At 32.7% G+C, this 23,711-nt stretch carries 23 protein-coding genes; 7 read left to right on the top strand and 16 right to left on the bottom strand.

Annotated elements, in window-relative coordinates; genetic code table 11:
- Positions 1–9: 9 nt before the first annotated feature.
- The 3 genes from nusA to N5D46_RS02165 all read right to left on the bottom strand — a co-directional run bounded on the left by nusA (position 10) and on the right by N5D46_RS02165 (position 2,318).
- Positions 10–1,245: a transcription termination factor NusA gene (nusA, locus tag N5D46_RS02175; RefSeq protein WP_280037281.1), complete on the bottom strand. Its 1,236-nt coding sequence runs from the start codon at positions 1,243–1,245 to the stop codon at positions 10–12.
- 15 nt (positions 1,246–1,260) lie between these two features.
- Positions 1,261–1,722, bottom strand: coding sequence for a ribosome assembly cofactor RimP (rimP, locus tag N5D46_RS02170; RefSeq protein ID WP_219033837.1), 462 nt, complete (start codon positions 1,720–1,722; stop codon positions 1,261–1,263).
- A 110-nt stretch (positions 1,723–1,832) separates the two neighbouring features.
- Positions 1,833–2,318, bottom strand: a complete 486-nt coding sequence (locus N5D46_RS02165) for a DUF456 domain-containing protein (RefSeq protein WP_125350498.1) — start codon at positions 2,316–2,318, stop codon at positions 1,833–1,835.
- A gap of 65 nt (positions 2,319–2,383) precedes the next feature.
- Between N5D46_RS02165 and N5D46_RS02160 the strand changes: the two genes are divergently transcribed.
- From N5D46_RS02160 to N5D46_RS02150, 3 genes are read left to right on the top strand one after another with little or no spacing between them, the layout of a single operon-like run.
- Entirely contained in the window at positions 2,384–3,643 is a 1,260-nt protein-coding gene (locus N5D46_RS02160) for a mechanosensitive ion channel domain-containing protein (RefSeq protein ID WP_280049063.1), read from the top strand.
- Between the two features lie 9 nt (positions 3,644–3,652).
- The gene (locus N5D46_RS02155; protein ID WP_125350500.1) at positions 3,653–4,378 is read left to right on the top strand and encodes a pyridoxine 5'-phosphate synthase; all 726 of its coding nucleotides are present in this window, start codon (positions 3,653–3,655) and stop codon (positions 4,376–4,378) included.
- Between the two features lie 3 nt (positions 4,379–4,381).
- Positions 4,382–5,158: an alpha/beta fold hydrolase gene (locus tag N5D46_RS02150; RefSeq protein ID WP_280049062.1), complete on the top strand. Its 777-nt coding sequence runs from the start codon at positions 4,382–4,384 to the stop codon at positions 5,156–5,158.
- An 88-nt stretch (positions 5,159–5,246) separates the two neighbouring features.
- On the opposite strand, the gene N5D46_RS02145 is transcribed toward N5D46_RS02150, so the two are convergent.
- Together N5D46_RS02145 and N5D46_RS02140 are read right to left on the bottom strand one after the other, a co-directional pair.
- On the bottom strand, positions 5,247–5,786 hold the full coding sequence (locus N5D46_RS02145; protein WP_125350502.1) for a GNAT family N-acetyltransferase: 540 nt from the start codon (positions 5,784–5,786) through the stop codon (positions 5,247–5,249).
- The gene (locus N5D46_RS02140; protein ID WP_280049061.1) at positions 5,777–6,790 is read right to left on the bottom strand and encodes an ABC transporter ATP-binding protein; all 1,014 of its coding nucleotides are present in this window, start codon (positions 6,788–6,790) and stop codon (positions 5,777–5,779) included. Before N5D46_RS02140 ends, N5D46_RS02145 begins: the two co-directional genes overlap by 10 nt.
- 100 nt (positions 6,791–6,890) lie before the next feature.
- Here N5D46_RS02140 and N5D46_RS02135 point away from each other — a divergent pair, with 100 nt between their 5' ends.
- From N5D46_RS02135 to N5D46_RS02125, 3 genes are all read left to right on the top strand, one after another.
- Positions 6,891–7,577, top strand: a complete 687-nt coding sequence (locus N5D46_RS02135; RefSeq protein ID WP_038335041.1) for a YceI family protein — start codon at positions 6,891–6,893, stop codon at positions 7,575–7,577.
- Between the two features lie 161 nt (positions 7,578–7,738).
- Positions 7,739–8,239 (top strand): hypothetical protein, encoded by a 501-nt coding sequence (locus N5D46_RS02130; protein WP_038335039.1) that lies wholly within the window; start codon positions 7,739–7,741, stop codon positions 8,237–8,239.
- A 56-nt stretch (positions 8,240–8,295) separates the two neighbouring features.
- Positions 8,296–8,856, top strand: coding sequence for a cytochrome b/b6 domain-containing protein (locus N5D46_RS02125; protein WP_280049060.1), 561 nt, complete (start codon positions 8,296–8,298; stop codon positions 8,854–8,856).
- A gap of 32 nt (positions 8,857–8,888) precedes the next feature.
- On the opposite strand, the gene N5D46_RS02120 is transcribed toward N5D46_RS02125, so the two are convergent.
- From N5D46_RS02120 to N5D46_RS02090, 7 genes are all read right to left on the bottom strand, one after another.
- On the bottom strand, positions 8,889–9,422 hold the full coding sequence (locus N5D46_RS02120) for a hypothetical protein (protein ID WP_280049059.1): 534 nt from the start codon (positions 9,420–9,422) through the stop codon (positions 8,889–8,891).
- A 35-nt stretch (positions 9,423–9,457) separates the two neighbouring features.
- The gene (locus tag N5D46_RS02115) at positions 9,458–9,841 is read right to left on the bottom strand and encodes a DUF423 domain-containing protein (RefSeq protein WP_280049058.1); all 384 of its coding nucleotides are present in this window, start codon (positions 9,839–9,841) and stop codon (positions 9,458–9,460) included.
- Between the two features lie 18 nt (positions 9,842–9,859).
- Positions 9,860–10,531, bottom strand: coding sequence for a tRNA (adenosine(37)-N6)-threonylcarbamoyltransferase complex dimerization subunit type 1 TsaB (tsaB, locus tag N5D46_RS02110; protein ID WP_280049056.1), 672 nt, complete (start codon positions 10,529–10,531; stop codon positions 9,860–9,862).
- Positions 10,532–10,600: 69 nt separating this feature from the next.
- Positions 10,601–11,170: a hypothetical protein gene (locus N5D46_RS02105; protein WP_280049054.1), complete on the bottom strand. Its 570-nt coding sequence runs from the start codon at positions 11,168–11,170 to the stop codon at positions 10,601–10,603.
- A gap of 16 nt (positions 11,171–11,186) precedes the next feature.
- Positions 11,187–12,509 (bottom strand): TolC family protein, encoded by a 1,323-nt coding sequence (locus tag N5D46_RS02100; RefSeq protein WP_280049053.1) that lies wholly within the window; start codon positions 12,507–12,509, stop codon positions 11,187–11,189.
- Between the two features lie 96 nt (positions 12,510–12,605).
- A complete protein-coding gene (gldC, locus tag N5D46_RS02095) occupies positions 12,606–12,932 on the bottom strand; it encodes a gliding motility protein GldC (protein ID WP_038335027.1) in 327 nt (108 codons plus the stop codon).
- A gap of 17 nt (positions 12,933–12,949) precedes the next feature.
- Positions 12,950–13,999 carry a gliding motility protein, GldB gene (locus tag N5D46_RS02090; RefSeq protein WP_280049052.1) on the bottom strand — a complete coding sequence of 350 codons (1,050 nt, stop codon included), beginning with the start codon at positions 13,997–13,999 and terminating at the stop codon, positions 12,950–12,952.
- A 100-nt stretch (positions 14,000–14,099) separates the two neighbouring features.
- On the opposite strand from N5D46_RS02090, the gene nadE reads away from it, so the two are divergent.
- Entirely contained in the window at positions 14,100–14,894 is a 795-nt protein-coding gene (gene nadE / locus N5D46_RS02085) for an NAD(+) synthase (protein ID WP_280049051.1), read from the top strand.
- 228 nt (positions 14,895–15,122) lie between these two features.
- Here the strand turns inward: nadE and N5D46_RS02080 are convergent, their stop codons facing one another.
- Genes N5D46_RS02080 through ruvA form a run of 4 tightly spaced genes read right to left on the bottom strand, consistent with a single transcriptional unit; the run spans position 15,123 to position 23,672 of the window.
- Positions 15,123–15,503 carry a VanZ family protein gene (locus tag N5D46_RS02080; RefSeq protein ID WP_280036607.1) on the bottom strand — a complete coding sequence of 127 codons (381 nt, stop codon included), beginning with the start codon at positions 15,501–15,503 and terminating at the stop codon, positions 15,123–15,125.
- Positions 15,496–15,876, bottom strand: coding sequence for a glycine cleavage system protein GcvH (gcvH, locus tag N5D46_RS02075; protein ID WP_280049050.1), 381 nt, complete (start codon positions 15,874–15,876; stop codon positions 15,496–15,498). Before gcvH ends, N5D46_RS02080 begins: the two co-directional genes overlap by 8 nt.
- Positions 15,877–15,897: 21 nt before the next feature.
- Positions 15,898–23,091 carry a cell surface protein SprA gene (sprA, locus tag N5D46_RS02070; RefSeq protein ID WP_280049049.1) on the bottom strand — a complete coding sequence of 2,398 codons (7,194 nt, stop codon included), beginning with the start codon at positions 23,089–23,091 and terminating at the stop codon, positions 15,898–15,900.
- Positions 23,091–23,672, bottom strand: coding sequence for a Holliday junction branch migration protein RuvA (gene ruvA / locus N5D46_RS02065; RefSeq protein WP_219033851.1), 582 nt, complete (start codon positions 23,670–23,672; stop codon positions 23,091–23,093). The genes sprA and ruvA overlap by 1 nt, the downstream gene beginning before the upstream one ends.
- Positions 23,673–23,711: the final 39 nt, after the last annotated feature.

The raw sequence follows: 23,711 nt of genomic DNA, 5'->3' as shown, positions 1-23,711 counted from the left end.
GAGTATGAATTAATCTTCAAACTCTTCTTTTAACACACGGATTACGTCTAAGATCGTCTCTTCTTCTAAATCCGTACGTTTGATTAAATCATCAACATCTTGTTCTAAAATACTTTTGGCAGTATCTAACCCGATAGCACTAAATGCATCGATTACCCACGCATCGATTTCGTCTGAGAATTCTGATAATTCTACGTCTTCGTCTTGGGCTCCTTCTCTGAAAATATCAATTTCCATTCCAACTAATTTAGAAGCTAAACGAACATTGTAACCTCCTTTACCAATTGCTTTCGAAACTTCGTCTGCATTTACGTAAACTAAGGCTTTGTTTTCTTCTTCATTAATTTCGATATTCGAAATTTTAGCTGGGCTTAAAGCACGTTGAATAAACAAACTCATGTTATTTGTGTAGTTAATTACGTCGATATTCTCGTTACGTAATTCGCGTACAATTGAATGGATTCGAGATCCTTTCATTCCGACACAAGCTCCTACTGGATCGATACGATCATCATAAGATTCTACTGCAACTTTTGCTTTGTCTCCAGGGATACGAACTACATTTTTGATTGTAATTAATCCGTCTAAAATTTCTGGAATTTCTTGTTCAAATAATTTCTCTAAGAATTTTGGTGATGTTCTAGATAAAATAATTTGAGGTTTTGCTCCTCTTAATTTTACATCATCTACAACTGCACGTAATGTATCTCCTTTTCTGAAAAAATCTGATGGTATTTGATTTTCTTTTGGTAAAATCATTTCGTTTTGTTCGTCATCCATAATAATCACTTGTTTGTGACGTACATAGTGGATTTCTCCCGAAACTACTTCTCCAATTAAACCTTTAAATTTCTCGTATAAATTAGAGTTATCATGCTCCATTACTTTAGAAACCAATGTTTGGCGTAATGTTAAAATCGCACGACGACCTAATGCTTCGATCGGAATTTTTTCCGATACTTCTTCACCTACTTCAAAATCTGGCTCAATTTTACGTGCTTCAGATAATTCGATATCTGTTGCGTCGTCTTCTGAAAAACCGTCTTCTACAACAATACGGTTGTGCCAAATCTCTAAGTCTCCTTTATCAGGATTTACAATAATATCAAAGTTATCATCTGTACCATATTTCTTTTTCAAAACACTTTTCAGGGTTTCTTCTAAGATTGCCATCAGCGTAATACGGTCGATGTTCTTATCGTCTTTAAAATCTCCAAAAGATTCAATTAATGCAAGATTGTCCATTAAACTTTAATTTTTTTAAAAGGTGACTTTTATAATCGCTTTCTTGATGTCAGCGTAATTTATTTTTTCTTCGTGTTCTACTGTAATTTTTCCTTTTCCTACAGGTTTTGGTTCGCGCGCTTCCCAAAAAATTGTGACACCTTCTTCATCGGCTTCTACAATTTCGCCTTCCATCACTTTGTCGCTTAATGTAGCTTCTAAAGTTCTTCCTACATTTTTGGCAAATTGACGTGGCATGGTTAGGTTACTTCCTACACCAGGAGAGGAAACCTCTAATGCAAAGTCACATTCTTCTCTATCAAGATTATGCTCTACATGTCGGCTTATTCTTACAATTTCTTCGACTGAAAGACCTTCGTCTCCATCTGCTAAAATTACAATTTTATCATCTGGAGTGATTTTCCAATCGATAAGAAACAATGACGGATTTTCCGCAATTGCTTCGTCTATCAGCTGTTTTACTTTACTTGAATCCATATACAACGAAAAAGAGAGCTATAACCAGCCCTCCTCCATTTATTCCTTTAAATTCTTTGCAAATATAGGTCATTTTTTTTTATTGACCTAATTTCAACCATTTAATCTGATTAATTCATCAATTGATATACAAATATTCCGATAAATATTAACGTTAAAATAATGTCGTAACCTGTTGTTAAAATAAATCCTACAAAAGATCCGAAAGCAGATTTTAATGCAACTTTTGGCGAAGCCGCAGTAAAAATTAATTCGCCTAATAATGCTCCCAGAAAAGGACCTACAATAAAACCAATTGGTGGAAAAAATAATCCGATGATTAATCCGATAATAGATCCCCAAATTCCGTATTTGGTTCCACCTAATTTTTTGGTCATGTAAGCTGGTAATAAATAATCTAAAAGCGCACCTAATAACACAAAAAGTCCTGCAATAATTATCGTTCCCCAATTGTAACTACAATCACCACTGAATTTGAAAACCAATAATCCGACCAATGCCAAAGGTGCTCCTGGTAAAACTGGCAAAACAGTTCCGACCAAACCAACAACCAATAAAATTCCACTAATAAGATTTAGTATACTATCGTTATCCATTATTTTAGTATTTTTAAAACTGTAACTTTGCACAAACAAATCTATTTAAACTCAATTCACAGCTTATGCAAGATAAATCTTTTTATGAAGAATTTTCTGATGGTGTAAAATTTTTTTTCAATCAATATTTCAAAATTGATTTATCCGAAAATCTTTTTACCTTTTTAGAAATTGTTACTTGGATAGCTATTCTTTTTGTGATAGATTTTGTGCTAAGAGCTATTATTCTTCCGCTTCTAAAAAAACTGAAAAATTTCACCGAAAACGATTGGTTGAAGTTTTTGTACAAAAACAAAGTCTTTGTTTCAGCTATTCATCTCATTCCAATCAGTTTTGCATTAAGCATGAATGTTATTTTATTCAAGAATGAAGGAAATATTTTTCATGTTGTTCAACGCATTACACAACTTATTTCATTAATCGTTTTTACGCAACTTATTTTCCGAGTTATCAATACAATTATTGATGTGTACAACGAAGAAAATAGTTATACAACAGTTGGAGTGCGAACTTTTGGGCAAATGTTGAAGTTTATTATCACGTTTTTTGCGATTATTTCTGGAATAATGATTTTGTTTACGGTTGATAAAAACACAATTATTACCGTTCTCGGAGCTTTAACCGCAGCTGTTTTATTGATTTTTCGTGATGCAATTTTCGGATTTGTTTCTGGTTTGCAAATCTCCTATTCTAAAATTGTAAAAGTTGGCGATTGGATTACCGTTTCCAAAGGCGATATTGAAGGAACAGTAAAAGAAATTAACATCAATTTAGTAAAAATTGAGAAGTTTGATAAATCTATTGCAACGGTTCCAACTGTAGATTTGGTATCGTCTCAGGTAACCAATCATATGGCGATGTTGGCAACTGGAACACGTCAAATAAAACGTTCTGTTTCGTTTAATGTAAATTCGTTTCAGTTTTGTAACGAAGAAATGTTAAATCGTTTCGAAAATATTACTTTAATTCATCATTATATTCAACAAAAACGTCACGAAATCTCTATCTATAATCAAAACATTGAAAATTCTGATTTAGATATTAATGGTAAAAACTTAACCAATATTGGTGTTTTTAGAATTTATGTTGAACATTATTTAAAAAGTTTGAAAACAGTTTCGCAAAATGATCCAATTATCGTAAAACAATTACCTGTTTCTCCGCTTGGAATGCCCATAGAAATTGGATGTTTTACAACTTCGGCAAGCAATTTGGAGTTTGAAAGAATTCAGTCTGATATTTTCGATCATTTGCTAACAGCTTGTCGTAAATTTGACTTAGAAATTATGCAAAGCATTTCGCTTTCTGATATAAAAAAATTATAATATAAAATCATGACTAAATTAAGTGTTAATATAAATAAAATTGCCACAATTCGTAATGCGCGTGGTGGAAATACGCCAAATCTTGTAGAAGCGGCAATCAAAATTCAGGAATTCGGAGGACAAGGAATTACGATTCATCCGCGTCCAGACGAACGTCATATTCGTTACCAAGATGTCTACGATTTGAAACCTGTTGTAACAACTGAATTTAATATTGAAGGAAAACCGATTGATAGTTTTATGGAATTGGTTTTAAACTCAAAACCAGAACAAGTTACCTTGGTTCCTGATGCAGAAGATGCGATTACATCAAATGCTGGTTGGGATACAATCAAACATTTTGATTATTTAACAGATGTGATTAAAACGTTTAAAGATGCTGGAATCAGAACTTCTATTTTCTTAGATCCAAATCCTGCTTTAATTGAAAGTGCTGCGAAAACTGGTGCTGATCGAATCGAGTTGTACACAGAAGAATTTGCGACGCAATACGGTTTAGGAAATCTTGACGCAATTCTTCCTTACAAAGAAACAGCAAAATTAGCAATCGAAAATGGATTGGCTGTAAATGCTGGACACGATTTGAGTTTAGATAATATTGAATATTTTATTCGCGAAATTCCAACAATTGCCGAAGTTTCTATTGGTCACGCGTTAATTTCTGAAGCTCTATATTTAGGTTTAGAAAATACGATACAAGCGTATTTACGTAAAATTGAATTAGCAAATTTGTAGAAAATGGCAGAAATCTTACATAGCAAAATTGTCGGCTCTGGTGAAAAACATTTATTGGTTTTTCATGGATTGTTTGGACAATTGGATAATTGGAGCACATTAGGAAAACATTTTGGCGAATATTTTACAACACATTTGATTGATTTACGCAATCATGGACGTAGTTTTCATAGCGAAGATTCTTCTTTAGCAGCGATGGCACAAGATATCGTGAATTATATGGATGCAAATTCTATTGAAAAAGCACATTTGTTGGGACATTCGCTTGGCGGAAGAATTGTGATTGATTTTGCGATGATTCATCAAAATAGATTAGATCATTTGATTGTAGCTGATATGGCACCAAAAGCTTATCAACCTCATCATAATGCGATTTTCAAAGCGTTGAAATCTGTTAATTTTGATCAAGTTGAAACTCGAAAAGATGTAGAAACGACTTTGGAACAATATATTCCTGAAATTGGTGTGCGACAATTTTTATTGAAAAACGTTTACCACGCCGAGAATGGTAAATATGCTTTTCGATTCAATTTAGATATTTTGGATAAATTTTATCAAGAGATGATTGGTTCTGAATTGTTGAAAGGCGAATTTGATGGTCCAACTTTATTTTTGGGTGGCGCAAATTCAAATTACATTATGCCAGAAGATGAAATGATTATCAAGGAGCGTTTTCCAAATGCGGAAATCAAGAAAATTGCAAATGCAGGACATTGGTTACATGCCGAAAATCCGAAAGATTTTACAGCAGAAGTTTTAGATTTCTTGTTGAATAAATAAAAACAAAAAAGCGAAATTCATAATTTGAATTTCGCTTTTTTTATATCTGATTATCATTCCAAGTTTATCGAAAAATCTATTCTTTTCTTTAACTCAATTTATTTTCTCTCAACAACGACCAATAAATCATAGTTGAATCTCTATTCAATTCAGTGAAATTTAGTTTAGTTAAAAGTTTCGTTGAACCAATATTTTCTATCAAACAACAAGCGGTTACTTCTTCTAAAGTTTCTTTTGTAAATGCCCAATTTATCAATTCCGCAGCTGCTTCCACTGCAAAACCTTGCTTTCTTTCTGCTTCGATAATTCCATAACCAATATCACAACTTCTTCCAACAAAATTATAACCTTTAAAACCAATGTCACCAATTATTTCTCGTGTTGATTTCTTGATAATCATCCACGATTCGAAACCTGTTGGTGCATCAACTTTAGACAAGTTCACAATAATTCGAGGCAATGTTTCGATTACATCTGCATCTGGCCAACCTTTTCCTCTAATCAAATTTAATTGCTCTAAATCGGTATAATTATTTTGTAATATATTTTCGCAAATGGAAATCGTGAATGGCATCAAAATTAATCGTTCGCTACACAATTCCGTTACTTGTAAACTTTCTAAATGCATAATTGATGAAATTTTATAACTTCAAAATGTATCAACTCATCTTTCATTAATTTTTGAGAAGAATAAGTCAACAATTCAATGTTTTTGAATGTAAATCTTACCAAATAATCTCTTCCCTGAAATTTTGATAAAATTACTTTTCCTTCAAATTTTCCATTTTTAGAAATTGTAATTTCTTCTGGATAAATGACAATTTTAGAAGAATAAATTCCTAAATCTTGTGAATCATCCAACACATTTACATAACCAAAAAGTTTGGCCACATAAGTTGTCGCAGGAAAATTTCGCACATTCTCGACCTCATCATACTGAATCATTTTTCCGTTTTGCAAAACTAAAATTTTATCCGAAGTATAAAAAGCATCACTCAAATCATGTGTTGTAAAAATCACTGTAATTTGATGCGCTTTACACCAATCCATAATTTTTTCTCGAATGGTTAATTTTAATATTTGATCTAAATTAGAAAAAGGTTCATCCAACAACAAAATTTCGGGTTGTTGTGCCAAAGCTCGTGCAATAGACACACGCTGTCGCTGACCACCACTCAACTTATTCGGAAAAATATGTTTATACTCTAACATTTCAACAACCGTTAACGCTTCGTCAATTTGTTGTTGTTTAAGCTCTAAATCAAAATTACTTAAAAATTTCCCGACATTCTCACCAACCGTTACAAAATCTAACAAATCATAATCTTGCGCTACGTATTTCATCATCTTATGACCTGGAATCAAGTTATAAGCAGGTCCGCGTAATTTTTTGGTATGATAGTAAATTTCTCCTTCTTTAAAATCCAACAATCCATAAATCAATTTCAGTAAAGTTGATTTTCCACTTCCACTTTCTCCGATAATACTTACCACTTCGCCTTTGTTAACTGCAAAATTGATGTTATCGAGTACTTTTTCTTCGAAATCTGGATAATTATAACTGAGTTGTTTTACGTTTAGCACGATTGAATAATTTTTCTTATGTTTGGCTAAGGTATTAGATTTATTCAATATGAAATAATTGTTTAATTATTTCATTTATTGATATAAATCAATATCAACTATTAATTTATATTATAGTTTTGTAAAAGAAAAAATTAAAAAAAGCAATATGAAAAAATTATTCTTAGGATTGGCTGTTGTTTCTGCTGTTGCATTAACTTCTTGTGGAGGAAAAACTGAAACTAAAGCTGCAACTGAAGCTCAAGAAGGAGCAACATCAACTGAAGGAGCTGCAGAATATGCTGTTGATACAACTGCATCTGTTGTAAATTGGAAAGGTGGAAAAACTTTTGACGATATTAACAAACCAGAAGAAGGTCACTACGGAGTAGTAAAATTAAAAGAAGGTTCTGTAAAAGTACACGACGGAGTTTTAGAATCAGGGAAATTTGTTGCTGATTTTGCTTCTTTCGAATCGAAAGATTTAGATGCTGATGCAGAAAGCAAAGGAAAATTAGACGGACACTTAAAATCTGCTGATTTCTTAGACGTTGAAAAATTCCCAACTGCAACTTTCGAAATTACAGGAGTTAAAGCTTTAGAAGGTGGAGATTACAATTCAGAAATTTCTGGAAACTTAGATTTCCGTGGAGTTCCTAAAAATGTTACTTTCAAAGCTAACGTAACTGTTGATGCGAATGGTGTTACAATCAAATCTGAAGAATTCGGAATTAACCGTAAAGATTTCGGAATTGTTTTCACAGGTGGTGGAGGATCTATTGTAAAAGACGAAGTTTTATTACAAGTAGATTTATCAGCTAAACCAGCTGCTGCAACTGAAGAAGCTGCAAAATAATCGAATTGAATATTCATAAAATAATAGAAGCCATTTATCTTAGATAGATGGCTTTTTTGGTTTAGAGGCGAAAAAATATAATTTCTCTCATTTTTTTTGTGATAATTAATTGAACTTAATTATATTCGTACTCATAATTAATAACATACATTAACAAAACAATGAAAACAATTAAGTTCTTCCATCCGGATGAAACATTTAATTATAATATTGAAAAATCGTTATGCAAAGTCGTTTTTCAAGGAAATAAAAAATGTTTGTTGGTCGAAATACATTCGACTGATGACTTAGAACACGTAGAAGGCGATTCGTTACAAAACGATTTCCCTCAACTTTCTTTATTTATTGATGATTTTCCTTTGGATGTAGAATCTGTGGAGGAATTAAACGGTAAAAAAGTTTCTATTCCTTACGGTTTTGCCGAGGAAGAAGACGAAGAAGGTGAAACTGTGGAAGTATATTATACAACGTTGAATGTTTCGGAAGAAGATTACGAAACGGTAAACAACGAATTAACTTTTAGTGTAAACGACAAAGGAATTTTGACCTTGAATTGGAAAGGTGAAGTGCAAGATTTTGTAGAAGAATCTGAAAAAGATATTCCTTTCGAAATAGAATGTACATTTGAAGAATTCGAATTCACAGAAGACGATTTTGAATAAAAAAAATACAACAAAAACCTCTCAATTTAGAGAGTTTTTTTTAATCACTATAAATTATGAAAAAGTTTACTTTAACTCATCGATTATTACATTGGACAATCGGAATATCGATGATAATGCTTTTCTTAACTGGTTTTTTGAGAATGGAATGGATGAGCAAGAAAAATCTTTCTGCTTTAATTACCAATGAAGTTTCAAAAGAAGGTTTAAACATTTCTGACGCTACTTTAAAAACAATTGGAAGAAGTTCTTTAGAACCAATGTGGCAATGGCACGAAATATTTGCTTATATCGCTTTAGGTCTTTTTGCTGTCCGAATTGTTTATATGCTGGTAAAGGGAATCCGATTTCCTAATCCTTTGAAAAGTCATTCAACATCTGAAAAATTTCAGGGAATAATTTATATGATTTTCTATTTGTTAATGCTAATTAATATTGTGACAGGATTTTATTTAATGTGGGGAAATGGAACTTACAAAGACCCTATGGAAGAAGTGCATAAAACTGCAATTTATTGGTTTCCTATCTTCTTTCTCATTCATCTCATTGGAGTTATTATCGATGAAGTCAATAAAAATTCTGGAATTGTTTCGAAAATGATAAATGGTAAAGATTAAAAATAAAAAAGACACTTTATAAAGTGTCTTTTTTATTTAAACATTTGATATATTTTATCTTTTTCGTAACCTTCGATAGTTACTTTTTGATCAGTACTATAAAATGTATATTCTCTACTATTATCTGTATCTATAATATAATTCGGAAAAGATTTATTTGGTCTTCTCATTCTTGCTTCTTTGAGATTTTTTCGATCCTTGTTAGATATCAAAAAAGTCTTTTTATCAAGAATCAAAAAATAATATTCTTTTTGCAACGAATAATAGTTGCTTAACGATTTTACAGTTAAGATTAATTTATTATCCTTTACTTGATAAGTTCCTTCTGCAAAACCATAATCAGCATTATTGATTTCTTTACCGTTTTTATCTAACTCTACAATACAGCTAAGAAAAACAGACTTGTATTTGAATTGTTGGTTGTTAAACAATTTCAATTCAAAGTTGCTATTAAAACCTTCTAATTTAAAGATTAAAGGAGTCGTCAATACTAATTTATCTTGCGCTTTTGTACTAATTGCAAGTAATAATAATAATCCAACCAATAGTTTATTCCACAAATTCATATAACTGATTAGTAATTATATAAATTTAAAGAAAATTATTTTCCTTTCATAAAAATCCAAGCCAATAAACCCCAACCGATAATCATAAATAGACCTCCAAGTGGCGTAATTGGCCCTAAAAATTTAAGATTTGCGTTCCAATGTTCTGCGAATGACAACAAATAGATACTTACAGAAAAAACAAATGTTCCGGCAATTAAACACCAAGCTGCAGAACGTTCTAATCCGTTATTAAATTGAAAATACATTCCAACAGCTAACAAAACAATTGCGTGATACATTTGATAACGTACTCCGACTTCAAAACTTGCTAATTTTTCGGCTGGTAAAATTTTCTTGAACGCATGAGCTCCGAAAGCGCCTAATATAACCGCCGTCATTCCGTATAATGAAGCGATTGTCAACACAAGATTTTTCATAAATTATCTCTTTTTATTTTATTCAGATTTCTTTTTTCCAGCCACAAAATCTTTCAAATAATATGGCTCGAAATACGCAACATCTTCAAATGATTTTTGATTAAACTTTTCTTCCGCAACACGAATCATATCTTTTGCCGATGGAAAAGTTTGTATAAACGTAGCATCCAAATGTGCTAAAACTTCTTGACATTTTTCTGCTCCATCACCCACAAAAATAATTTTCTTTCCTTTCAATCCTTCAAAAGAAGTTTCGTCAATTACTTTCGCTTCGGTTTCTGTCAACTGATTTCCTTGCTTATCGAATAAAGCTGTATAGACTTCCATCCGTCTCGCATCAATCATCGGAATGATATAATCGACCTCTTGATTTAATTGTGATTCCGCCAAAATTTGCAACGAATTAATCGCCATCAATGGAATATCTGAACCATACGCAAAACCTTTGGCAGACGAAACGCCAATACGCAAACCTGTGTAAGAACCTGGACCTTTTGAAACACAAACCGCCTCGATATCTTTCCAATTTATTTGCGCACCTTCCACACACCAATCCACAAACTGATTCAGTTTTTCACCATGTGCATAATTTTCATCACTTTCTTCAACCAAACATAGTTGAACGCCATCTTTAGCAATCGAAACCGAACAATTTTTTGTTGAAGTTTCTAAATTTAAGATTGTTGCCATGTTGCAAAGATACATCACGAAAGTTAGATGATTTATGTTTGATAAGATGATTTTCTATCAGAAATGGAGTTAATCCTGATAATTTTCTACGAAATGATAAAAAGTATTATTTGATTTATCATATATAAGGATATTATAATGAGGATATTTCGCAATTTGATAATATTCTAATTCTCCTATATTATTAAATTCTGTAAAAAAATCAAGTTTATTATATATTTCAGGAAATTTACTCTTGATAAAATTTATTTTCTCTAAAATTGTAACTTCATTTGTTTTCATTAATTCATTATCCGAAATGTCAGCTTTATCTGTTTTCAAATCATTTAAAAATTTGAATAAATCATTTTTATCTGATTGATATTTAAAAAAGCATTGATAAAAACCTCCTAAAAAATCTATTTTAACCCCTTTTTGATTTTTAATTTCAAATATTAAACCTTTATCATAAACTTCTCCTAATTTAATAGAATTAATCGCTGTAGTATTTTGAAATAGTTTATCAACACTTTTTTTCCACACAACTTCAGTCGTAGTTGATGCTTTATTTTTTACTTTCTGAATAGTATTATCTTTAACCTCATCTATTTTTGAACATGAAAAAATGATAAAAAAGAACAATAAGAAAATATTTTTCATAAGCTTCATTTAACCTCTATTTTTCTTCCAACGTAATAGGAACGCCAGCATAGAAATCTAATACTTTTTGTTTGAAAATATAGTTATATTTCGCTTGCAACATTTGCGATTCTGCAACCATCATATCATTACGCGAACGGTTAAAATCATATTGATTAATTACACCGGCATTGTAAGATTTTTGCGCAAAATCGTATGAAATTTTCGCATATTTTACCGCTTCTTTCGACGAATCGTATGACGCATAAGAACTATTTACTTCGAAATAAGCAGACTGAACATTTTTCAACACCTCTTGTTTCGATTGTAAAAGACCAACTTTTGCTAAATCCTCGTTGATTAATGCTTTCTGAATATTAATTTTATAGGAATATTGATTCCAAATTGGAATAGTCACACCAACTCCAAAAACACCTGTTACATTATGTCCTAATTGCTCTAATAACGCATCTTGGCGTAATCTCTTGTTGAAATATTGCAGATAGTTCGTTCCGAAATTGAAACTTCCTGTCACTTTTGGAAATAATGAAGTTCGCGCGATTTGAGTTTCTTTCGCAGCAACATCAATTTGCAATTCGGCATGTTTGACAGAAGGCTGATTTTGATAAGCCGTTTCCACCACATCATCCAAATTATACAATTGAGACGTAACATTATCTGGAATCTTCACATCGGTTACAGCAAAATTTCGGTAATCATTTAATTGCAACAACATCGCTAAATTGAACAATGCACGCTCTATTTCGATTTGTGCATTTACCACTTCACGTGTATTTGTCGCGACTTCAGATTCAGATTGAGCAACAACAGATTGAGCTACAGATCCAGCTTTAAACTTTTTTTGATTTTGATCCAATAATTGTTTCGAAATAGTTAGATTTCCAACTGCAACTTGTTTCAATTCTTTGTTCAATAAAACCGCCAAATAATAATTCGCTACTTGCAACGAAATATCATTTATCGTCATCGCAGTTTGCACTTTCGACGCTTCCAATTCCAAAGCAGCTTTGTCTTTATTCAATTGAACAACTCCACCACTATAAATATTAATGCTAGATTGTACACCAAATGAATGCGCAAATTGATAATATCCCTTTTCTATTGTTGGATTATACGTTCCGATTGTAAAATTAGTATCTACATAACCCGAAACCGTTGGCAACCATGCATTGTAGGTTAACTCTAAATTTTTATTAAAAATTTCTTGGTTGATGGTATTCTGCTGAACAGTCAAATTATTTTTCGAAGCATATTCAATACATTTTTCAATTGTCCATCCTTCTTGGGCAAACGAAGGAAGAGAAGTAATAAATAGTAAAGTAAAAAATAATTGTTTCATAGACTATTCTTGTCAGAAAATTAAAGATATAAAATAAGTCGAATTTCTAACCAAAATGTTACGAAATTCGACTTAAAGTTTTATTTGGTCAGTAAATTAACCTTTAATTTTTGAAGCAATTGCAAATTCTTCTGCAAAAGCAGCGATTCTTTCTGCAACTTCTTTTTCCTCTGTTGCTCTTTCGTAAGAACTAGACATCGAAATTAAAATTTGATGAAAGAAACGTTTCATATCATCTTGTGTCATTTCTTTTGTCCACAAATCGATGCGCAAAGCCTCTTTTGCTTTATCATCCCAAACAGAAAGTAACATTGCTTTTGTTTCTTCGTGACTAATTCCACCGTCTGGTGCATTCCAAGTCATTTTTTCTGGCACGTGATTTTCGTCCAATTCAATCTCTACTGTAATATTTGTTGTTCTCATAACTTCTAATTATTAGTTTATTTCACAAAATGGTAAACTTTACCATCAATTGTTTTTGTTGTATAATTTGTTGAATTATTACTTTCTAAAGCTGGCTTATATTTAGAATCTTTGAATATTTTTTGACCATCCATATCATCTAACAAAGCTTTCAATTCTACCTTCGGATTCTCTTTCATGTATTGACGAATAATTTGCAAACCAATCCAAGCCGCAATTCTTCCTGGAGAATCTTGCTCAATTTCATTATTAAATTTAGAAAATGGACTAATTGCTAAAAAGCGTTTATCCAAAGAAGCATCTGAACTGAATACATAATTTTGCTCCACAAAAAAGTTCCAAATTTGACCTTCGTTCTCAATACACCACTGAATTTGTTCTGGCGTGTAACCAACTTTATATTCGTCCGGCGTATCTGTTAACAATGCATCTTGCAAAATCAATTTCTTCCCTTCATAAATCATTTTATCAATAAATAATTGATTTCTTGGGCTAAATGTTACCACATCATTCGCAATCGCATCAACAGCTTGAGAAGGCAAACGATTAAGATCTAAATTTGTGCGTAAATAACGTTCTACGCCAATGCTATCATATAATTTATTCTTTGACCCCAAATACGCATCCATCGCAATAAACATCAAGCCAGATTGCTGACTAAACATCACAGGATAATCTATATTTTGCAAACCTGATGAATAGGTATAAACCGTCGGAATTTTATATTCTGGAAAATAAAATTGGTAACGTTGAAACATCGGAGTTAACGATTCATTTAAGTTTTTAAAATCTCCAAAAACCTTTCGAGATTGTCCATAAATACTCAACTCTTCTTTATTACGACGTTGACTTTCCCATACGTCATCCGCAGTTTTTGCATCAAAAAAGAAAGGATAATCTTTTCGTAAAGCCGCTAAAGGAATCGAATCGTTAAAAAAATCTTGGCTGATATCATGAATATTCAACTGAACATTTTGTTCTTTGACATCCACTTCCCACGATTTTTCTTTTTTGCACGCAGTAAATAAAATTAAACTCGCAAAAGCTAAGCCATATACAAATTTCATTGCTTGGTTATTTAGCTAACAAAAATAGTAAAATAATCTGTAGTATTTTCAACCCTAATTTTTTTCATAATCTGCTATCTTTGAAATAAATTATTAAACTATGCAAACTGAAAAAGTTGTAGAATATATTGTTTCTTGGTTGAAAGATTATTTGGAAACAGCGCACCAAAAAGGCTTTGTGATTGGAATTTCGGGCGGAATTGATTCGGCTGTAACCTCAACGCTTTGTGCAATGACAGGTTATCCTTTGCTTAATTTGGAAATGCCAATTCATCAAGAAAAAAATCAAGCGGATAGAGCAAAACGTCATATTGAATGGTTAAAAAATAAGTTTTCGTCGCCAATCGATTCGATAGAAGTTGATTTAACCTCAACTTTTGACGCAATGGTTTCGGCTTTACCAGAAACGGAAACGACGGATAAAGTGAATTTAGCGTTGGCCAACACACGTTCTCGTTTGCGTATGACAACGCTTTATTATTTTGCTGGTTTACACAATTATTTGGTTGCAGGAACTGGAAATAAAGTCGAAGATTTTGGCGTTGGTTTTTATACAAAATATGGTGATGGCGGTGTAGATCTTAGTCCAATTGCTGATTTGATGAAATCGGAAGTGTATAAAATTGCTGAGTTTTTAGGCATTAATACAGATATTCAAAAAGCAAAACCAACCGATGGTTTGTTTGGCGATGATCGTTCAGATGAAGATCAATTAGGAGCAAATTACGATGAATTGGAATGGGCGATGAAAGCGAAAGAAGCTGGAAAAACTGCAGATGAATTTGAAGGAAGAGAAAAAGAAGTTTTCGAGATTTATTCCAGATTAAATCGTATTAACCAACATAAAATGGTTCCAATTCCGATATGTGATATTCCTGAGGAGTTGATGAACTAAGCGGTAAGCACAATTAATTTTTTCAATATAAAAGCAAGCGAAAGGTTGCTTTTTTTTATTTTGATGTGATGTTGAAACGAGTTCAATATGACTTACGTATAAATGTCATTCTGAATAAAACGTTAGTAGAATGAAGAATCGAAGATTCCTCCTAACGTCGGAATGACATTTTCTTAGTTTACACTTGAATAAGTCAAAAAGATAAGAAAAACAAAAAACTCAGTATTTCTACTGAGTTTTTTTATGTTGTAAATAATAGGTTATTGTAATGTAAGCAAGGGTGATTCCCGATAGGTTTGCCATTAAATCAACAAAATCAAAACTACGATGAAGTGAAGTTAAAACGCCTTGTAAAATTTCGATGAGGAAACTTACCAAAAACGGAATTATCATCAAGCGTAGGTTTGTTAATTTGTATGCGACAAATAACAAAATCGTCATCATCCCAAACATTCCACAATGTACTATTTTATCAAAATTATCAATCTTAAAAAAGATTCCTAATTCTTCGATTGTACTTAATTTAGAGAAATTTTCTTGTGGAAGTAGCGTCAGATAAAACACCAACGCTACATATGCAAAGAATATTATTTTTTTTGTCTTATGCACCAATTAATTCTCCGTAAGCAGCTGCGTCTAATAAAGCATCTAATTGAGAAGCATCTTCAATTTTTACTTTGATAATCCACCCTTTTCCGTAAGGATCAGTATTGATTAATTCTGGCTCACCTTCTAATTCAGTGTTAAATTCTACAACTTCACCGCTAATTGGCATAAATAAGTCAGAAACTGTTTTTACTGCTTCTACTGTTCCAAATACTTCTTCTTGACCTAAAGTTTCTCCTTCTGTTTCTACGTCAACATAAACAATATCTCCTAACTCTCCTTGTGCGAAAGCTGTAATACCGATTGTTGCAAAGTCTCCTTCTACAGAAATCCACTCGTGATCTTTACTGTACTTTAAATTGTTTGGAATGCTCATAATGTTTGTTTTATTGTTTTTTTAATTTCCGAATGTAAAGGTAGCACTAAATCCGGCACGAATTTGAGAAATTGGAAAAGCTGTTGAAATTTTATATTTACTCATCATCTGATCCCAATAGAATCTCAAGTTCAAATTCTTACTTACGTTATAATCTGCCGTTATCTTAAACGTCATAATTCGCTGTCCACCTGTAATTTGCGAATCTCCATAAATACTTGTTGGTACGTTTGGATTTTGTACGTCATCAAAGTTATAAATTACTTTTCGAATTGTTGTTTGATTATCTCTTAATGAGAAATCTCCACGAATATTTAAGTCACCTTTGATTGTTTTCTGATTTCCTTGGTAACGAATTTTCATTTTGAAATCTTTGAAAATATACCCAAATCCAATAATATATTCAGATCCATAATCTTCTGTATACGTATAATTTGTTGTACTTAATGATAATAAACGATCTCTGTTATATTGCGCACGTAATTGCATACTGTTACGGAATGTTAAATCCACTCCCAATAATGGTGAAAATGATTCGATCATCGTAACCGCTCCATATAAATTCTGCGTATAGAAGTTTCCGTTTTCATCTTTACCAGTCACTTGTCCACCACCCATAATTCCTGTATCTAACATAAAGTTTGGATTGGACTGAATACCAGTTGTTGTATATGTCGAATTATATGAACTCGAAACCTCAACATTATCAAAATATTTATTGATAATTGGAACAGATTTCAATCCTGTGTACGTTACGCGCCAGTTCGGAACCGGAATAGAACGATTGTATCCTAATTTAGACGAACCTGCATCTTTTCCTTGCACCGCCGCTAAAAATGCTGGTAAAAGTACATCAGAACTTCTTGCATTAAATCCTTCGTAATAACCAAGTCCATCTACATTTCCGCTACCTCTTTTTTGTGCTAAACGTCCAGAAATAGTTTTAGTATTTGTTAGGAATTGCTCAAAAATTGCATCTCCATCTTTGAAAGCTGTTTTGATATTTACGGTCGAAATATTAAGATTTGCTAATTCATCAATGTAAGGATTTTCGACTGCTAAATTAAATCCTGAATGATAAATACGACGATCTTTTGTACGTTTTGCACTCAAATCAATTCGTAAATCTGGAATAGGCTCAATTAAAGCAGTTCCATTAAAATCAGAACCTTTTGTAATTTGATATGCATCTGTCATCAATTCATCACCAACAATCAATCCTCTTTCGACTAATTGTCGTTTGATATCGAATTGCGTTCCATAAACAAAACCTAAAGTTGGTCCATTTTTACCATCAACACCAAAGAAACCTGGCTCATACAATAATCCTGGAATTACAGCTCCATTTGTCTGATTATACGTAAAATTAGCACGTTTTAACGATGATAAAACCATCCAACCATAATCTTTTGCTGTAAATTTATGTTTGAATTTGTATGCTGATTTCTTATTTGTACGACGTTTTTTAGAGAATAAAGTTGTGTAAACTGTATTCAACGAATCTATTTCTGCACGACGACCTTTTAAGATCGAATCGTAACGTTTATATCCTTTAAATTCTGGATAAAATTTTGCAAAATCTAAATCTCCCATCAAGTTGATCGAATTCGAGTTTTGAGCTGTACCTCTACCTAAATTCGCAATTCGTGTTGATGTAGAACCATCAGGATTTGTAACTTCTGTCTCAAAATTTCTGTAAGCTGTAGAAGTTGCAATCCAGTTATAATTCGAAGTAAATCCAGCTTCAACATTCATCCAATTTAAATATGGGAAGAATTTTAAAGGTAATTTATAATTCACCTGAAATTGTTGATCATACTGAACTGGACGTCCAATTGTGAACATATTTTGCCAAATCATATCTTGATCTGCACGCTGGAAAGTTGTTCCATCATTCAACGTCATTGTCGAAGATGTTAAATCTAAACGCAACGATTTTGTCAAATCAAAACCTAAATTATATTGCCAATTGAACAAGAAATTGTTACTATATGTAGGACTAATTAAACTCGATGAGCTTCCTCCACCTAAATATTGACTGATATCTCGATATTGTCTTTCACTGTAGGTACGCACAATCTCTGTACGGAAAGAGAAACGTGTTGGCAAAGGATTCACATTAAATTCACGAATAAATTGTAAATATTTTCCTAATTCCTCTTTTGGTTGAACCGCACGCCATTTTTTGAAAGGCTCGTACGATTTTCCTCTAAATCCGTAATTATAATTAATCGACGCTCTTAATTGTTGGTTGATGTTATATTGCGTATAAATATCACGGTAATAATTATCCGAATACATCATCGAAACTGAAAAGTTAGAAGGATCGTAAAAACGAACAGGGTTGTTGTTATTTGTTGATCTAACTTTTCGAATGTTATTAAAAGCAAAACTTTTAAACTGTGTATAAGTACGAACAACTTTTTCTAATTCAGCTTTATTAGGCGCTTCATCAAAAATAATATCATTGTCTAATGGATTATATTTTGGATCGACAAAACTTTCCTGAATTGTAAAATCGAACGGAATTTCCATTCCCCATTTCTTTGGTAAGAATTTGTCTAATTTTACTTGTGCATTCAACGCATATTGTAATGATTCGTCCTGATTACGATTTGCAGGACCTTGATCTATCGCACCAAAACCTACAGAACTTGTGCTTCCAGAAACTTGTACATTCGCAAAATCACCTAAATTGAACTGCACATTTGCTGAAGCTGCATAACCACCTTGGTTATCAATTTCGCTTAAACGAAGTTCATTTACCCAAAGTAAAACTTCTTTATCAGACGGTCCAGAAGTGTTACGAACCCCAATCATAATCGAAGAGACATTACCCAATGTTGGACGACCTTTTACATAAACCGTTTTGTTTGGATTCTCTTGATCAAAAGCAAAATTGAAACGTTGCAATGTACTGAAACCATCAGCATCCCTTTGTTTTTTAGCATCTGTAAACAAATCTGTATTCAGATCGATAAAGTTTTCATCTGGCCAAACTGTGCTTTCTGTTGCAGAACTTTGTGGCGTATATTTCAACGGCATTTCATATTCATAGTAATTATCTGTATAATCACTACCTACACGAATAAATAATTTTGTACCATTATCAATCGCATTTGACGCTCTATCTAATAAGTTTTGAGCAGATACAAACATTTGCAACTTTTTGTATCGACGCAAATCTAAATTTGTATTCTTAAAAATAGCTTTTGAAGTACTTCCTGGTTTAAACTTCGCTTTCAATGTCATCGAAGCTTCGTTCTGAGATTGATATCCCGTTGTTCCTTGTGTTTGTTCACGATAAACTCCAGGAGGAATCATATAACGAGGACGATCTGTACCATTTCGTTCGATACTTACCTCACCAATTTCTAAATCATCAATATTTTTATCCTCCTCATAACCTTCTTGATTACTAATGATATAAGGATAAATGTTTTTTGTATAACGACGCCATTCAGAACGAACTAAATCAAAAGTACCAAAACGTAGAGTTGTTTCTTCCTCGAAACCTCGCATCACCATACGCATAAAACGAGCAGCTGTTAACACACTTTCTGCTTGTGCAATAGACGCATCATTGTTTAACTCTTCTACTCCATCTCCGTCAAGATCTAAATCAAAGTTATCAACAGGAATACGAACTTGATACCATTTTACATCATGTTTCGTTTTGTCTGGAAATTCTCCCTGAACCGTTTTTCTTGCAACAATAAATTTATTGTTTGGATCTTCTAACGTTTGACGGTTAATTTTTAACGTATACTGATTATAGTTTTCTGTCTGATCTAAATTGAAATCGCCATTAATATCTTCTGTATCTGGCGTTAAAGATGATGCATGTAAAGGATTATCAGTTGAATTGTTTCCTTGCGGATTTCTGAAATAACGGTAACGATCTTGAACCGTATTCCCGATTGATGCACCTCTAAAGCGATCATCTAAGAAGAATAAATAATTATCATTTGCAGGATCTAATTCTCCTGTCACTAAATTATTACTCGTAATTCCATAACGTTGCGCTTCTTCCTCATCTGTTAATCCATTATAACCCAAATCTTGTTGTTTTCGGGCAGCTCCTTCCGTATCAAAAGCATATAAAATTGGATTTAACTGAGGTGTTAATCCCCATTTAGAAGCAACAGTCGCCGCACCATTTCCAGAATGAGGCAATCCATTTTCGTACATCATTTCGCCGTCTTTTAAGACATCTTCCGAAACATTTCCTAAATGTACCAATAGCTCTCCTTCTCCACCTTTTCCATCTGCATAAGGATCCATCATCCAAAACTCGATGTATTCCACATTCGAATCTTTGAAGTTAGAAACTGAAATAGGACGCATAATTGCTCCCCAGTTTTTCGTATCTACTGCATTTGGATTAACATTATAAGGTCCACGTTCTTGCGGATAGAATGTCATATCTAATGTGCTGATGTATGAATTTGTACCAGCCATTACATCACGTTGATCAAAAAGCTCTTTTAACTTAATGCGACGTGCCATGTGTGTTGACATTTGTTGATCTGTTAAAGGCGAACTTCCTCCCATTCCATAAAAACGCGGATCAATAGAATACCATGATAACATACGACGACCATTGTTGAATGATAAATCGTCATTTTTCATTCCATTTGGGAAGAACGGGTGGTAACCAGAAGCAGAATATCCAGCAGGTTTTCCTGGTGTTGATCCAAATTTCCATGAACCAACATCTAATAAACTAATGCGCGATTGTGCATCTTCGAAATCGTCTATATAAGAATAACCTCCTGTCACTTTGTTCATTCCTGGCATCAAATAAGCTGCCTCTGCCTGAACGCTAATGTTCGACATTTGGTCCGTTTTGATTCCCGGAATTTTATTTGTTAAACGAGTTAACCACTCAGCTTCTGAGTTATATTGTGTATTAAGTCCAACAATTGTGTTATTCACAGGTTCTGAACCAAATTGTGTTTTTTGCGTAACTGGACGTTCTTGGTAATTAATTAAAGTTCCGCCTAACATAAACTTATCACTAAATTTATGCTCGACATTAATTCCCATGAAACGTTTTTTCTGTAAATTAAATGTAGATTGATTTTCTAAAGAAACATTAATTGGTGCTCCAGAATTTTTCAATTGTTCATTAATGATTTTTACACGCCCCAACTGATAATCTACCGTATAATCTACGCCTTCCGTCAACGTTGCTCCACCAGAAGTTACTTTAACAGAACCTTGCGGCACATTGAAAGCGCCCAACGGAATACCATCTGTCACCGTTCCTTTGTAACGACCTTCTAACGTATAACGATTAGCTAATTTTTCGCCAGAAAGTGTATTTGGTAATTGACGATAAATTTGATTAAAAACATATTCTTCATTTTGACCTTTTAATTTATTGCTCAAATATTTACCAAAAGGTTCAACAGAAGTGAAAATAATATTTCCTCTTTCTGTATCAATTGTTAACCCTGGTTGAAAATCAAATAAACCATCACCTTTACTTCCGTCAGGATTTTGTTGTAATTGTCCGTTCGAATTTAATCTATCCATGTTCAGAACTTGAATTAACGATTGTTCTGAAACAGCAGAATTTGGTAAGTAATTTAATTTTCCAGAAGATTGTTCACCATTATCTTTGAAATTAATATTCATCAAGAAATCTTCACTCGAAACACCATAAGCATTTAGCGAATAAATATTTTTCATCATCAAATCCCACATTGGCGAAGCCACATTAACTGCAGAATTTGGTTTGATTAATTTCGCGATAATTGGTTTATCTGTCTCACTCGACATTTGTCCAACTTTGTATAATTTTGTCGGATCAGAGCTTAACGAATACTGAAACGAAACCGCTAACAAATCTTCACCATCAACCAAAGGCGTATTCAAGGAAATGTATCCTAATTTTGGATAGAAAGTGAATTCGGAAGCATCAAGTTTACGAACATTTTCGTTGACGATAAAGTTTTCTCCATCCTGAAATTGTTCTCCATTGAAAGAATATCCGTTCAAATAACTTCTTGCATCACTAATCTTAGTAAAACCTTGAGAATTAATCTCATTAAATAAGGCATTACTACTATTTTGAGGCGCTGTATCACCTTCTGCAATATCTCGCAAAGCGATAATAGAACGTCTATTCTGTTGATTCCCTCCAGATTTATCAACTTTCCAAACCTCAATATTACTGATATTGATATTACTGTTAACTGCAGGATAATTTGCTAACGCTCTATCGTAACTATTTCTAAAAAATTGACCTAAGAAAAAGTGTCTATTGTATTCATATTTTTCGGCAGCGACTTTAAAATCAGTCATCACACCACCACCTTGAACCACAATATTTTTAGATTCCGAACGTTGTTCTGAAAAGACAGCCGATACATTTGTACGACCGAATTTAAGATCTGTTCTAACTCCAAAAAGTGACTGTGCACCTGTAATCAACGAAGTACTAAGCGGCATCGAAATATTACCAACCTCTATATTTTGTAGGATATCATCTTCTCCTCCAAATGGATCCAATTTATTCCCCAAAGCCTTTCTCCACTGAAGTTTCATTTGATTTTCGAAGCCAAAACCAGCTTGCGTGTCATAATTCACTTTCATCTGAAGATTTTCTCCGACTTTACCCAAAATACTCAATTGCATACGTTGATTAAGATCCATTGTAAGCGTTTGACGGTTTTGTGGCAACAACATTGGATTATCTATCTTTTGCAAGAAAACACCCAATTCTAAATTTGCATAACCTTGCGGAATCAATGAAATTTCTGATCCACCAAAAATAGTTTCGAAAGCTTTAGATTTCACCTTAAAACTTGGTAAAATACTTCCTTCTTTTTTTCCTTCCTTATCTCCAAAACGTTCTTCACGATAAAATTGATCGTTGGTTTGAGATTTTGTACGGAAATAATTTTTCATGTCTTGATTCTGAACCAAAGTCAGGTATTCTTGACGTGTCAAATAGATAGGTTCGGAAACTAAACTTGTTCCAATTTGAGGATATAAAATATACTGACGCTTTATCGCATCATATTGTACATCGTATTTTATTTGATTATCTAAAAACAATCCACCTTTTTGATCTCGGATAGGAAACTTAAGCGTATCACTTTCCTGAGCCATAACATCGCTCATAGTTCCCATTGCAAAAAGGAAACACAAAGCCGCTATAGTAGAGCCTTTACGAATAGTTTTTGGTTCGTTATGAATCTTCATTAAATTTTCTTCAAGGTTTCTTTTACTAAGAATTCCACGTCTGCATCTGGCTGATCTTGTAGGATTTTGTCCATGATTTTCTCTGCAGATTTTTTAGGAATTCCTAAAACTTCTAAAGCAGATAACGCTTCATTCTTAGATTTATTTTTAACCGAAGTAGAATTAACATCTAATATTAAATTTTGATCCAATTTATCTTTCAAGTCAATGATGATTCTTTGCGCTGTTTTAGCTCCAATTCCTTTTACACTTTGCAATAATCTGGCATCTTCTTGAGCGATTGCAGTTGCAATTTCTTTGGAAGAAAGTGTAGAAATAATCATCATTCCAGAAGCTGGACCAACACCGTTAACACTAATTAATTTCTGAAAAATTTCTCGTTCTAATTTTGTTGCAAATCCATAAAGTATATGCGCATCTTCGCGAACAATCAAATGTGTAAAAATTGTAACCAATTCTTCGTGTTCTAAAGTAGAATATGTATTCAATGAAATATTGACCCAATATCCGACCCCATTACAATCTATTACAGCATTTGTTGGATAAATCTCGATTAATTTACCTCTTAATTGTGTTATCATTTTGATGTTTATTTAGTTACACACATATAGTGATAACGT

It is taken from the genome of Empedobacter sp. GD03865 (assembly GCF_029840775.1).
Taxonomy (GTDB): domain Bacteria; phylum Bacteroidota; class Bacteroidia; order Flavobacteriales; family Weeksellaceae; genus Empedobacter; species Empedobacter falsenii_B.
Note: the sequence above shows the minus strand (reverse complement) of the source record. Positions and strands in the feature narration are given on the sequence as shown.